This window comes from Agromyces sp. CCNWLW213 (assembly GCF_037199545.1).
Lineage (GTDB): Bacteria > Actinomycetota > Actinomycetes > Actinomycetales > Microbacteriaceae > Agromyces.
In genome coordinates, this window is record NZ_JBBBDX010000007.1 from 136,778 (window position 1) to 150,219 (window position 13,442).

Genomic DNA, 13,442 nt, shown 5'->3' on the forward strand with positions numbered 1-13,442 from the left:
GATTCGGGGGACAACTCTGCATGCAGCGCGTACGATCCGCGTCCTGACGCGGATCGGGTCGGGGGACACGCGGCGCCCGCGGACATACCCCCAGAAGGGGGGTCATTCGGGACCGGCCGTTGGATGGATACTAGGGCGCCATGGGTCGGGCACCGCGGGGGGTCGTGCTCGCGGCTGCCGTCGCGGCAGCCGTCGGCATCGCCGTGACCGGAACCGGCTGCGGCCTCTCGACGTTCTTCCCGGTCGTGGACGAGTCGAAGCCCACCGGCGAGAAGGTGGATGCGGCGCTCGAGCCCTTCTACGGCCAGGTGCTCCGCTGGGAGCAGTGCGGCGAGTTCGAGTGCGCGACCGCCATCGCGCCGCTCGACTGGGATGCGCCCGCGGCGGGCGAGATCGAACTCGCGCTCATCCGGCAGCCCGCGCGCGGCGATCGCATCGGGTCGCTGCTGGTGAACCCCGGCGGACCCGGCGTCTCGGGGTACGACGCCGTCGCCACCGCGCTCGACACCGCCGTGACGGACGCCCTCCAGGACCGCTACGACGTGATCGGGTTCGACCCGCGCGGCGTCGGTCGATCGACGGCGGTCGACTGCCTCTCCGCGAAGGAGCTCGACCAGTTCCTGTACGCGCCGGCGCACGGGGTGCGGGGGACCACCGACTGGCTCACGTCGCAGAACGAGCTCACGCACCGCTTCGGCCAGGCGTGCCTGCGCAACACGGGCGACCTCCTCGCGAACGTCGACACGCAGAGCGTCGCGCGCGACCTCGACATGCTCCGCGCGGCGCTCGGGGAGGAGCAGCTCGCCTACCTCGGCTACTCGTACGGCGCCTACCTCGGCACGGTCTACGCCGGCCTGTTCCCCGCCAAGGTGGGTCGGCTCGTGCTCGACGGCCCGATCGATCCGTCGCTCGACCGCGCCGCGATCACGCTCGCCCAGGCGACGGGGTTCGAGAACGCCCTGCGGACCTACCTCGCCGCATGCATCCCCGCGGCGACCTGCCCGTTCGAGGGAACGGCGGATCAGGCGCTGCCCGTCGTGCGCGAGATCCTCGACGCCGTCGCCAAGAACCCGATCCCGTCGACCGACGGGCGGGTCCTCGGCGTCGACACGCTGCTCCTCGCGATCGCCGCGCCGCTCTACCGGGAGGACACCTGGCCGGCGCTCGACACCGTCTTCACGACCGTGCTCGCCGGGCAGGCGGAGTTCGCCCTGACGGTGGTCGACGGCTACTACGGGCGGACCCCCGAGGGCGAGTACTCGGGCAACCTCCCCGAGGCGATCCGCGCGGTGAACTGCCTCGACCACGCGGCGCAGAACAACGTCGAGGTCATGAAGGAGGAGGCGCGGGGCCTCAGCGCGGCGGCGCCGCACATCGGGGTCTACTTCTCGTTCGGCGACGTGTCGTGCCTGTCGTGGCCGTTCCGGTCCGAGCTCGAGCGGGTCGCGATCGCCGCGCCCGGCGCGGCGCCCATCCTCGTGCTCGGCACCACGGGCGATCCGTCCACGCCGCACGCCTGGGCGGTCGCGGTCGCGTCGCAGCTCGAGAGCGGCGTGCTCGTGACGCGCACCGGCCAGGGCCACACGGCCTTCAACAAGGGCGATGCGTGCGTGGATGCCGCGGTGGAGCAGTACCTCGTCGACGGCGTCGTCCCGCCCGCCGACGTCACCTGCCCGGCCGCGTGAGCCGACGTTGACTCCGGTTCGGGACCGGGAGCATGATCGGGGTGCGCGATCCGCGCGGAATCCAGGTGAATGATGCCCGACCGACTCGACGAGGCCCCCGCGTCCGCCCGCCCGCGAACCGGAGCGGGGCACGCCCCGCCGGCGCACCAGCCGTACGACGAGGAACTGCTCGCCCTCGCGCATCGCCGCGCCGCCGACTGGCTCGAGGGCCTGCCGGAGCGCGCGATCCCGCCCCGCGCGAACGTCGACGAGGTCGGCGATGCGCTCGGCCGCGAGCTGCCCGAGCGCGGGGAATCCGCCGAGGCGGTGATCGAGCGGCTGGCCGACGGCGTGGAACCCGGGCTCATGGCCATGGGATCGCCGAGGTTCTTCGGCTGGGTCATCGGCGGCACGCAGCCCGTGGCGCTCGCGGCGGACTGGCTGGTCTCGACGTGGGACCAGAACAACGGGCTCCGGAACGTCACGCCCGGCACCGCCGCCGTCGAGGAGATCGCGGGGGCCTGGGTCCTCGACCTGCTGGGGCTGCCCCCTGAGAGCGAGGTCGGCTTCGCGACCGGGGCGACGACCGCCCAGTTCGCGTGCCTCGCGGCCGCGCGCGACGAGGTGCTCCGCCGCGCCGGGTGGGATGTCGCGCGCGACGGCCTGGCCGGCGGACCGCGGGTCCGGTTCGTGGTGGGCGCGGAACGCCACGGCACGATCGACCTCGCCGGGAGGTACCTCGGGTTGGGCACCCCGGTCGAGGCGGCGTCCGACGACCAGGGGCGCATCCGTCCGGAGGCGCTGCGCGAGCTCCTCGCCTCGGGCGAGGGGCCGGCCGTCGTCTGCCTGCAGGCGGGCAACATCCACTCCGGCGCGTTCGACGCGTTCGCCGAGGCGTCGCGCATCGCGCACGAGGCGGGCGCGTGGGTGCACGTCGACGGCGCGTTCGGGCTGTGGGCGGCGGCATCCCCCCGCCTGCGCCACCTCGCCGAGGGGCTGGCCGACGCGGACTCGTGGTCGACCGATGCGCACAAGACCCTCAACGTGCCCTACGACTGCGGCATCGCCATCGTGCGCGACGGCGCCGCGATGCGGCACGCGCTGACCATGCACGCGAGCTACCTGCAGGCGACCGCGGTGGGGGCCGACCCCCACGAGAAGGTCGCCGAGCTGTCGCGGCGCGCCCGCGGCGTGCCGACGTGGGCGGTCCTCCGTCACCTGGGGCGGGCCGGCGTCGCCGAGCTCATCGACCGCCTCGCCGGTTCCGCCCGCCTCATCGCCGAGGGCGTGGCCCGGCTCCCCGGCGTCACCGTGCTCAACGAGGTGGTCTTCACGCAGGTGTGCATCGCCCTCGAGGACGACGCGGCGACGCAGGCCCTGAGCGCACGCCTCTTCGCCGACGGCGAGGTCCTCGCGATGACCTCCCGCTGGCGGGATCGGGCGGTCGTGCGCTTCTCGGTGAGCAACTGGGGCACGGATGCCGCGCAGGCCCGCCGCACGATCGCCGCCGTCGAGCGCGCGCTCGCCGAGGTGCGCGCGGGCAGCTGAGCGCAACCCGGCGACGGTGTCGGTGGCATCCGCTTGAATGGGGGGATGACCGGCGCCCTCGACGAGTTCGCGCCTGCGACGCGGGCGTGGTTCACCGAGTCCTTCCGCGAGCCCACGACCGTGCAAGACGCGGCGTGGCGCGCGATCGCGCGCGGCGAGCACGCCCTCGTGGTGGCGCCGACCGGGTCGGGCAAGACGCTCGCGGCGTTCCTCTCGGCGATCGACCGGCTGCACCACGCGCCCCTCCCGGCCGTCGACGCGGCGACCGGCGAGGTGACGGACGCCGCGCGGCGGGGCACCAGCGTGGTCTACGTGTCACCCCTCAAGGCCCTCGGCGTCGACGTCGAGCGCAACCTGCGCGCTCCGCTCGTGGGCGTCGCGCGCACGGCCGCGGCGATGGGCGTCGAGGTGCCCGAGGTCACCGTGGGCGTGCGGTCGGGCGACACGTCGCCCGCCGACCGCCGCGCGCTCGTGAAGCGTCCGCCCGACATCCTCATCACGACGCCCGAGTCGCTGTTCCTCATGCTCACCTCGCAGGCCCGCGAGACGCTCGCCGGGGTCGAGACGGTCATCGTCGACGAGATCCACGCGCTCGCGGGCAGCAAGCGCGGCGCCCACCTCGCGCTCTCGCTCGAGCGGCTCGACGAGATCGTCGCCGCCCCGGTGCAGCGCATCGGCCTGTCGGCCACCGTGCGACCGCACGACGAGGTGGCGCGGTTCCTGTCGGGCACGCGTCCGGTCTCGATCGTCGCCCCGCCCTCGGGCAAGCGCTTCGACCTTCGCGTGACGGTTCCCGTCGACGACCTGGCCGACCTCTCCGGCGACCAGGGCGGCTCCGTGTGGCCGCACGTCGAGGAGGCCATCCTCGACGAGGTGCTCGCGCACCGTTCGACGATCGTCTTCGCGAACTCCCGGCGGCTCGCCGAGCGCCTCACGGCCCGGCTCAACGAGCTGTGGGCCGAACGCAACGCCCCGCCCGAGGGCGAGGCCTCCGACGGTCCGCTCGAGGCGGCGGTCCCCGTGGCCTCCGTCCCGGCGGGTTCCGCGGTCCCGGCGGGGCGGGAGCCGGTCGCCGGGGCGACCGCCGCCTCGCCGCCGCCCGCGGGCGTGCGGCGACCACCGGCCGACCTGCCGGGCGCCTCGGGGCTCACCGCCGGCGCCGAGCCGCTCATCGCACGGTCCCACCACGGTTCGGTCAGCAAGGAGGAGCGCGCCCTCGTCGAGGCCGACCTCAAGGGCGGTCGCCTCAAGTGCGTGGTCGCGACGTCGAGCCTCGAGCTCGGCATCGACATGGGCGCGGTCGACCTCGTCATGCAGGTCGAGTCGCCGCCCTCGGTGGCGAGCGGCCTGCAGCGCATCGGGCGTGCCGGACACCAGGTGGGCGAGGTCTCCAAGGGGCTGATGTTCCCGAAGCATCGAGCCGACCTGCTGCACTCCGCGGTCGTCGCCGAGCGCATGGTGGCGGGCGGCATCGAGCCGCTCCGCATCCCCGCGAACCCGCTCGACGTGCTCGCGCAGCAGACCGTCGCCGCCGTCGCGGTCGACGAATGGGAGGTCGAGCACTGGTTCGACGTGGTCCGCCGTGCCGCCCCGTTCCACGCGCTCCCGCGCTCCGTCTTCGACGCCACGCTCGACCTGCTCGCCGGTCGCTACCCGTCCGACCGGTTCGGCGAGCTCCGTCCGCGGATCGTCTGGGACCGCGACGCCGGCACCATCACCGGCCGGCGCGGGGCGCAGCGCCTCGCGGTCACCTCCGGCGGCACCATCCCCGACCGCGGGCTCTTCGGGGTGTTCATGATCGGCGACGCCGGCCCCGGGCGCCGCGTGGGCGAGCTCGACGAAGAGATGGTGTACGAGTCGCGAGTCGGCGACGTGTTCGCGCTCGGCGCGACGAGCTGGCGCATCCAGGAGATCACGCACGACCGGGTGCTCGTCTCCCCGGCGTTCGGCGAGCCCGGCCGGCTGCCGTTCTGGAAGGGCGACGGCATCGGGCGCCCCGCCGAGCTCGGCGAGGCCATCGGCGGGTTCATCGGCGAGCTCGCAGGCGCCGACCCCGCGGCGGCGCTCGAACGCTGCTCCGCCGCGGGGCTCGACGCGCGCGCGGGCGCCAACCTCGTGCGGTTCATCGCCGATCAGGGCGAGGCCACGCGCGTGGTGCCCGACGACCAGAACCTCGTCGTCGAGCGCTTCCGCGACGAGCTCGGCGACTGGCGCATCGTGCTCCACTCGCCGTACGGCATGCGCGTGCACGCACCGTGGGCGCTCGCGGTCGACGCACGAGTCCAGGAGCGGTTCGGGCTCGAGTCCCACGCCGTCGCGAGCGACGACGGGATCGTGCTGCGCCTGCCCGACACCGCCGACGAGCCGCCCGGCAGCGAGCTGTTCGAGTTCGACCCGGCCGAGCTCGCGCAGCTGGCCACCGAGCGCGTCGGCGATTCGGCGCTGTTCGCCTCGCGCTTCCGCGAGTGCGCTGCCCGGGCGCTCCTGCTGCCGCGCCAGAATCCGGGCAAGCGGTCTCCGCTCTGGCAGCAGCGGCAGAAGGCATCGCAGCTGCTCGAGGTCGCACGCGACTTCCCCGACTTCCCGATCGTGCTCGAGGCCGTGCGCGAGTGCCTGCAGGACGTCTACGACCTGCCCGCGCTCACGGCGATCGCCGAGCGCATCCGTGCCCGTCGCATCCGCTTCGTCGACGTCGCGACCGAGACCGCGAGCCCGTTCGCCGCGAGCCTCCTGTTCGGCTACGTGGGCGCCTTCATGTACGAGGGCGACGCGCCCCTCGCCGAGCGTCGCGCCGCTGCGCTCTCGCTCGACCCGGGCCTGCTCGCCGAGCTCCTCGGCACGGTCGAGTTGCGCGAGCTCCTCGACCCCGCGGTGGTCGAGGAGACCGAGCGGATGCTGCAGCGCCGGCATCCCGACCGGCTCGCCAAGGGCGACGAGGGCGTGGCCGACCTGCTCCGCGAGCTCGGGCCGATCACCCCCGCCGAGATCGCCGGGCGCGTCGACGACGAGACCGATGCCGCAGGCTCCGTCGACGCGCTCGTCGCCGCCCGCCGTGCCGCACACGTCCGGTTCGGCGGCGGCGACTGGATCGTCGCGGTCGAAGACCTCAGCCGCCTGCGCGACGCGCTCGGCGTCCCGATCCCCCCGGGGCTTCCGGAGGCCTTCGGCGAGGCGGTGCGCGACCCGCTCGGCGACCTCGTGAGCCGATACGCGCGCACGCACGGACCGTTCACGACGCAGGCGGTCGCCGAGCGGTTCGGCATCGGCGTGGCGGTCGCGCACGCGGCCCTCGCGCGCCTCGCCGGCGACCGGCGCGTCGTCGAGGGCGCATTCCTGCCGCACGGCTCGGGCACCGAGTGGTGCGACGCCGAGGTGCTGCGCCGGCTGCGTCGTCGTTCGCTCGCCGCGCTCCGCGAGGAGGTCGAGCCCGTCGCACCGCGCGAGTTCGCGCGGTTCCTCCCCGACTGGCAGCACGTCGGCGGGCGCCTCCGGGGCGTCGACGGCGTCGCGGCCGTCATCGAGCAGCTCGAGGGCGTGCGGATCCCCGCGTCGGCGTGGGAGACCTTCGTGCTGCCGGCGCGCGTCGGCGACTACCGACCCGACATGCTCGACGAGCTCACCGCGAGCGGCGAGGTGCTCTGGGCCGGCCAGGGGTCGCTCTCCGGCGACGACGGATGGATCAGCCTGCACCTGGCCGACACCGCGAAGCTGACCATGCCGGCACCCGTCGACCAGCCGCTCGACGCGCTCGAGACCGAGTTGCTCGCCGTGCTCGGCGGGGGCGGCGCCTACTTCTTCCGCCAGCTCGTCGACGCGGTCGGCGGCACCGACGACGCCGCCGTGCTCGACGCCCTCTGGCGACTGGTCTGGGCCGGTCTCGTCACCAACGACACCTTCGCCCCGGTGCGCGGCCTGCTCACCGGCGGCGGAGCGCACAAGACGAAGGCCGCCGCACCGCGCGCGAGGCTCCGCGGACGCTCGCTCTCGCGGCGCGCCCTGGTGTCGGCGGCGGCGGCCGCCGAGGGCGCCCGTACGCCGCGGTCCGCCCCGCCCCGTGCAGCGGGCCGCTGGTCGGTGCTGCCGATCCCGAGCGACGCCGCCACCCCGCGGGCGCACGCGCTCGGCGAGACGCTGCTCGAGCGATACGGCATCGTGACGCGCGGGTCGGTCGTCGCCGAAGACGTGCTCGGCGGATTCGCGCTCGCATACCGCACGCTCGCGGGCTTCGAGGAGACGGGTCGCGTGCGCCGCGGCTACTTCATCGACGGGCAGGGCGGGGCGCAGTTCGCGACGAGCGCGGCCGTCGACCGGCTCCGGCAGGCGCCGACCGGCGGCGCCGTCGTGCTCGCCGCGACCGATCCCGCCAACCCCTTCGGCGCCGCCCTCGACTGGCCCGAGCCCACCGCCGAGCTCACGCACCGCCCCGCACGCAAGGGCGGAGCGCTCGTCGCGATCGTCGACGGCGAGGCGGTGTTCTACCTCGAACGCGGCGGGCGCACCGCCCTCGTCTTCACCGACGACGACGAAACGCTCGCCGCGGGCGCGACCGCGCTCGCCGAGGCGCTGCGGCGGGCCCGCGGCGCCCGGTTCCGGGTGGAGTCGGTCAACGGTGGGGGAGTCCACGGCTCGGTGCTCGACGCGCCGCTGCGCGCCGCGGGCTTCCGCGAGACTCCGCAGGGCCTCCGCTTCGAGGCGAAGGGCTGAGCGGGTGCCCGAGGGCGACACCGTGTTCCGCGTCGCCAGGCGCCTCGACGACGCACTGGCCGGGCGCGTGGTGACGCGCACCGACCTCCGAGTGCCCGCGTTCGCCACGGTCGACCTCGCCGGCGAGGTCGTCCATTCGGTCGCGAGCCGCGGCAAGCACCTCCTCATGCGCATCGGCGACGCCGTGCTGCACACCCACCTGAAGATGGAGGGGGAGTGGCGGGTGCTGCGTCCCGGCCAGAAGTGGCCGCGCCCCGCGCATCGGGCCAGGGCGGTCGTCGAGACGGCGGACGCCACGGCGATCGGCTTCGACCTCGGGCTCGTCGAGGTGTTCCCGGCGATCGAGGAGGCCGACCGGATGGGCTACCTCGGCCCCGACCTGCTCGGAGCCGACTGGGATGCGACCGAGGCGGCCCGACGACTGGAGGCCGCGCCCGAGGTGCCCGCCGTGGTCGCCCTCGCCGACCAGCGCAACCTCGCCGGGCTCGGCAACGTGCTCGTCAACGAGGTGTGCTTCCTCCGCGGCATCCGCCCCGACCGGTCGATCGGCGAGGTCGACCTGGCGCCGGCCATCGACCTCGCGCGCCGGGTGATCTTCGCCAACAGGGATCGCCTCGAGCGCACCACGACGGGCGACACCCGACCGGGACGCCGGCTCTGGGTCTACGGGCGCGAGGGCCAGCCCTGCCGGCGGTGCGGCACGCGGATCGTGCACGGCCGGTTCGGCCGGAACGACGTCGAGCTGCGCGAGACCTACTGGTGCCCGCACTGCCAGCCGTGACCGGCCGAGCGGATCAGCCGGTCAGGTGACGGGCCCCGTCCACTTCTCGCCCGGGCCCTGGCCGATCGGATCGGGGATGGTCGAGGCCTCGCGGAACGCGAGCTGGAGCGAGCGCAGCCCGTCGCGCAGCGAGCGGGCGTGCATGTCGCTGATCTCCGGCGCGCCGGCGGTGATGAGGCCCGCGAGCGAGTTGATGAGCTTGCGCGCCTCGTCGAGGTCGGTCTGCGACTCGGGGTCGTCGGCGAGGCCCACCTTGACCGCGGCCGCGCTCATGAGGTGCACGGCCGCGGTCGTGATGACCTCGACGGCGGGCACCTCGGCGATGTCGCGCGTCGCGTCGGCGACGGCGTCGACGTGCTCGTCGGCGGGGGCGTGCTCGGGCGCACGCGTGGGCTCGGGCGAAGTGTCGCTCACCGGGGGATTCCTCTGCTAGACTACTGCGGGCTCCGGGGTCAGTCCCCGGTACGAAAGTGGAGAGACTCCCACCCGCGCATACCGCTTCATCAAGGTTACCGGGTCGTTCGCACTCCGCTTCCCCGCTCCGGCGGGGGAGTAGCAAGGGTGCCGCATGAGCCCGCGGAATTGAGATCCGCGGCAGTTCATCGCGTGGATTTCCGCTCTCGTCGTCGGGCGGCGACCGTCTCCCGATAGCTGGAAACCAGTTCGAGTAGAGGAGACACGCATCAGCGATCCGCGTACCAATGACCGTATCCGCGTCCCCGAGGTCCGCCTCGTGGGCCCCGGCGGAGAGCAGGTCGGCGTCGTGAAGATCGAGGTGGCACTGCGGCTCGCGCAGGAGGCCGACCTCGATCTCGTCGAGGTCGCGCCGAACTCACGTCCGCCGGTCGTCAAGATCATGGACTACGGCAAGTACAAGTACGAGGCTGCGCAGAAGGCCAAGGAGGCTCGGCGCAACCAGGCGAACACGATCCTCAAGGAGGTCCGGTTCCGCCTCAAGATCGACAAGCACGACTACGAGACCAAGATGAAGCGCGCCGTCGGCTTCCTGAAGGCCGGCGACAAGGTCAAGGCGATGATCCTGTTCCGCGGTCGCGAGCAGTCGCGTCCCGAGATGGGCGTCCGCCTCCTCCAGCGCTTCGCGGAGGACGTCGCCGAGTTCGGCACGGTCGAGCACAACCCGACGATCGACGGCCGCAACATGGTGATGGTCATCGCTCCGCTCAAGAACAAGTCCGAGGCCAAGGCCGAGGCGAACGCACAGCGTGCTGCGGCGAAGCAGCGCCCCTCGGCCGAGGCCGATGGCGCCGAGTCGCAGTCGGCCGAGGCCACCGAGGCCTAGGCCAGTACGACGTCCGTCATCCCCGAGTGGCGGCAGAACCAAGGAGAAACACGAGATGCCGAAGCAGAAGACCCACTCCGGGTCCAAGAAGCGCTTCAAGGTCACCGGCAGCGGCAAGATCAAGAAGCAGCAGGCCGGTATGCGTCACAACCTCGAGGGCAAGTCCTCGGTGCGCACCCGCCGTCTGAACCAGGACAAGGTCGCCTCGGCGCCCGACACCAAGGTCATCAAGAAGCTGCTCGGTCGCTGAGCGACGAGACCCGATAAGGAAGTAACAGAGCAATGGCAAGAGTGAAGCGGGCGGTCAACGCCCACAAGAAGCGTCGGGTCATCCTCGAGCGCGCCGAGGGCTACCGCGGTCAGCGTTCGCGCCTCTACCGCAAGGCGAAGGAGCAGGTCACCCACTCCCTCGTCTACTCGTACAACGACCGTCGTGCGAAGAAGGGCGACTTCCGTCGCCTGTGGATCCAGCGGATCAACGCGGCTGCGCGCCAGAACGGCCTCACCTACAACCGCCTGATCCAGGGCCTCGGCCTTGCGGGCATCGAGGTCGACCGTCGCATCCTCGCCGACCTCGCGGTCAACGAGCCCGCGACGTTCGCCGCCCTCGTGGAGTCGGCCCGCCAGGCCCTCCCGAGCGACGTGAACGCCCCGAAGAGCGCGGCGTAAGCCCCGCCATCCGGCTCGACGGCCCGGCATCCCCCGCGGATGCCGGGCCGTTCGGCGTCTGCGAGCGGATGCCGCGGCGCACCCGGCCGGGGCCGCATCCGCCCGGCGGGGCTGCCGCCGCCTCGGGATGCGGTCCGTAGACTGGCCGCATGCTCGAGAACCCGAGGTCGCCGCGAGTGCGGGCCGTCGCGAAGCTCGCGAAGAAGCCGGCGCGCGTCGAGACGGGCATGTTCCTCCTCGAGGGACCGCAGGCGGTCGCCGAGGCGCTCACCTTCCGGCCGCAGCTGGTCGTCGAGCTGTACGCCACCCCGACCGCGCTCGAGCGCTACAGCGACATCGGCGACACCGCGATCGACGCCGGCGTCGACGTGGAGTTCGTGTCCGAGGAGGTGCTGAACGCGATGGCCGACACGGTCACCCCGCAGGGGTTCGTCGCCGTGTGCCACCAGTTCCCGACCGCGGTCAAGGACGTGTTCGCGATGAAGCCCAGGCTCGTCGCGATCCTCGAGGAGGTGCGCGACCCCGGCAACGCGGGCACGATCGTGCGGGCAGCGGATGCCGCGGGGGCCGACGCCGTGGTCTTCACCGGCCGCGCCGTCGACCTGTACAACCCCAAGGTCGTGCGGTCCTCGACCGGATCGATCTTCCACCTGCCGGTCGCGGTCGGCGCGGAGCTCGAGGACGTGCTCGTGCGCGCGCGCGAGGCGGGCCTCACGGTGCTCGCGGCCGACGTGAAGGGCGACGACCTGCTGGCCGCCCGGCGGGAGGGCCTCCTCGAGCGTCCGACCGCGTGGGTGTTCGGCAACGAGGCGCACGGCCTGCCGGACGACAAGCTCGCGCTCGCCGACCGCGTGGTGACCGTGCCGATCTACGGTCATGCCGAGTCCATGAACCTCGCGACCGCCGCATCCGTGTGCCTCTACGAGAGCGCCTTCGCCCAGCGCGACGCGTAGGTCACGAAACGGTAAACGCGCCGCCGGGCGGGTGGCCGCGCGGGCCTCGCGGGCCCTAGTTTGAGGGGTATGCCTCCGGCCGACACCGAACCACGAACGTCGAACATCTCGGTCCGCCGCGGCGAACCGCTCGTCGTGATCGACCACGTCGAGAAGCACTTCGGCGAACTCCACGTCCTGAACGACATCAACACCGTCGTCAACCGCGGCGAGGTCGTCGTCGTCATCGGCCCGTCGGGCTCGGGCAAGTCCACGCTGTGCCGCGCCATCAACCGCCTCGAGACCATTGACTCCGGCACCATCACGATCGACGGCGAGCGGCTGCCCGAAGAGGGCGCGGGACTCGCGAAGCTGCGCGCCGACGTCGGCATGGTCTTCCAGTCGTTCAACCTGTTCGCGCACAAGACCGTGCTCGAGAACGTCACCCTCGCGCCCATCAAGGTCAAGCGGATGTCGCGCAAGGACGCCGACGCCAAGGCGATGGAACTGCTCGAGCGCGTGGGCGTGGCGAACCAGGCGAAGAAGATGCCGGCCCAGCTCTCGGGCGGGCAGCAGCAGCGCGTCGCGATCGCACGGTCGCTCGCGATGAACCCGAAGCTCATCCTCATGGACGAGCCCACGAGCGCGCTCGACCCGGAAATGATCAACGAGGTGCTCGACGTCATGGTCGGCCTCGCCGAGCAGGGCATGACGATGATCGTCGTCACCCACGAGATGGGCTTCGCCCGCAAGGCGGCCGACCGCGTGCTCTTCATGGCCGACGGGAGGATCGTCGAGGAGGCCACGCCGGCCGAGTTCTTCGACCACCCCAAGAGCGACCGCGCGAAGGACTTCCTCTCGAAGATCCTCGAGCACTAGACCTCCGTTGCCACGAGCGACGGGGAACCCGAACGAACCACGAGAGATGAGGCACGACATGAGACGCAGCAGAATCGCACTGGTGGCCGCCGCCGCCGCGTCCGCACTCCTGTTCAGCGGGTGCGCGGGCGACGCCGGCACGCCGGGCGGCGACGAGGCCGAGCCCAGCGTCGAGGAGGCCCCCGAGTTCGACGAGGGCACCACGATGGCCGAGCTGGCCGAGGCGGGCAGCATCACGATCGGCACCAAGTTCGACCAGCCGCTCTTCGGCCTGGTCGGGCCGTCGGGCGAGCCCGAGGGCTTCGACGTCGAGATCGGCAAGATCATCGCCGGCAAGCTCGGCATCTCGCCCGACAACATCGAGTGGGTCGAGACCGTGTCGGCGAACCGCGAGCCCTTCATCGAGCAGGGCGAGGTCGACATCGTCATCGCCACCTACACGATCAACGACGAGCGCAAGGAGGTCGTCGACTTCGCGGGACCGTACTTCGAGGCCGGTCAGTCGATCCTCGTGCTCGAGAGCAACGAGGACATCCAGAGCGAGGACGACCTCGTCGGCCAGCCCGTCTGCTCCGTCACCGGCTCCACCCCCGCGGCGAACCTCAAGGAGCTCGGCGCCGAGGTGATCGAGACCGACACGTACAGCAACTGCCTCGAGCCGGTTCGCAGCGGCCAGGCGGTCGCCGTGTCCACCGACAACGTGATCCTCGCGGGACTGGTCGACCAGAACCCCGGCGAGTTCAAGATCGTGGGCGACCCCTTCACCCAGGAGCCGTACGGCATCGGCCTCCAGAAGGGCGACGACGAATTCCGCGACTTCATCAACGACGTCCTCGAGGAGTCCTACGAGGACGGCACCTACGAGGAGGCGTGGAACGCGACCGCCGGCACCGTGCTGGAGTTCCGCGACCCGCCCGCCGTCGACCGCTACTGATCACCGTCCGGTGGGACTCGGCGGCGCACGC

At 72.7% G+C, this 13,442-nt stretch carries 11 protein-coding genes; 10 read left to right on the forward strand and 1 reads right to left on the reverse strand.

The genetic code is table 11. The features are described from left to right. The first annotated feature begins 140 nt into the window (after positions 1-140). The 4 genes from WBQ80_RS13915 (at position 141) to WBQ80_RS13930 (ending at position 8,697) form a co-directional block, all read left to right on the forward strand. A complete protein-coding gene (locus tag WBQ80_RS13915) occupies positions 141-1,685 on the forward strand; it encodes an alpha/beta hydrolase (protein WP_336572966.1) in 1,545 nt (514 codons plus the stop codon). 72 nt (positions 1,686-1,757) lie between these two features. After that, complete coding sequence (locus WBQ80_RS13920; protein ID WP_336572965.1) at positions 1,758-3,212, forward strand: pyridoxal phosphate-dependent decarboxylase family protein; 1,455 nt, start codon at positions 1,758-1,760, stop codon at positions 3,210-3,212. A gap of 45 nt (positions 3,213-3,257) precedes the next feature. After that, positions 3,258-7,916: an Lhr family ATP-dependent helicase gene (locus WBQ80_RS13925; RefSeq protein WP_337282584.1), complete on the forward strand. Its 4,659-nt coding sequence runs from the start codon at positions 3,258-3,260 to the stop codon at positions 7,914-7,916. A gap of 4 nt (positions 7,917-7,920) precedes the next feature. Further along, positions 7,921-8,697, forward strand: coding sequence for a DNA-formamidopyrimidine glycosylase family protein (locus WBQ80_RS13930; RefSeq protein WP_336572963.1), 777 nt, complete (start codon positions 7,921-7,923; stop codon positions 8,695-8,697). Positions 8,698-8,718: 21 nt separating this feature from the next. Here the strand turns inward: WBQ80_RS13930 and WBQ80_RS13935 are convergent, their stop codons facing one another. Next, positions 8,719-9,111 (reverse strand): DUF1844 domain-containing protein, encoded by a 393-nt coding sequence (locus WBQ80_RS13935; RefSeq protein WP_336572962.1) that lies wholly within the window; start codon positions 9,109-9,111, stop codon positions 8,719-8,721. Between the two features lie 268 nt (positions 9,112-9,379). On the opposite strand from WBQ80_RS13935, the gene infC reads away from it, so the two are divergent. The 6 genes from infC to WBQ80_RS13965 all read left to right on the forward strand — a co-directional run bounded on the left by infC (position 9,380) and on the right by WBQ80_RS13965 (position 13,411). Further along, on the forward strand, positions 9,380-9,997 hold the full coding sequence (infC, locus tag WBQ80_RS13940) for a translation initiation factor IF-3 (protein ID WP_336572980.1): 618 nt from the start codon (positions 9,380-9,382) through the stop codon (positions 9,995-9,997). 55 nt (positions 9,998-10,052) lie between these two features. Further along, a complete protein-coding gene (rpmI, locus tag WBQ80_RS13945) occupies positions 10,053-10,247 on the forward strand; it encodes a 50S ribosomal protein L35 (RefSeq protein ID WP_067949205.1) in 195 nt (64 codons plus the stop codon). A 32-nt stretch (positions 10,248-10,279) separates the two neighbouring features. Further along, entirely contained in the window at positions 10,280-10,666 is a 387-nt protein-coding gene (gene rplT, locus WBQ80_RS13950; protein ID WP_336572961.1) for a 50S ribosomal protein L20, read from the forward strand. Positions 10,667-10,815: 149 nt separating this feature from the next. Then, positions 10,816-11,619, forward strand: a complete 804-nt coding sequence (locus WBQ80_RS13955; protein WP_336572960.1) for a TrmH family RNA methyltransferase — start codon at positions 10,816-10,818, stop codon at positions 11,617-11,619. 69 nt (positions 11,620-11,688) lie between these two features. Then, positions 11,689-12,477 (forward strand): amino acid ABC transporter ATP-binding protein, encoded by a 789-nt coding sequence (locus tag WBQ80_RS13960; protein ID WP_336572959.1) that lies wholly within the window; start codon positions 11,689-11,691, stop codon positions 12,475-12,477. 58 nt (positions 12,478-12,535) lie between these two features. Continuing rightward, on the forward strand, positions 12,536-13,411 hold the full coding sequence (locus WBQ80_RS13965; protein ID WP_336572958.1) for a glutamate ABC transporter substrate-binding protein: 876 nt from the start codon (positions 12,536-12,538) through the stop codon (positions 13,409-13,411). The last annotated feature ends 31 nt before the right edge of the window (positions 13,412-13,442 follow it).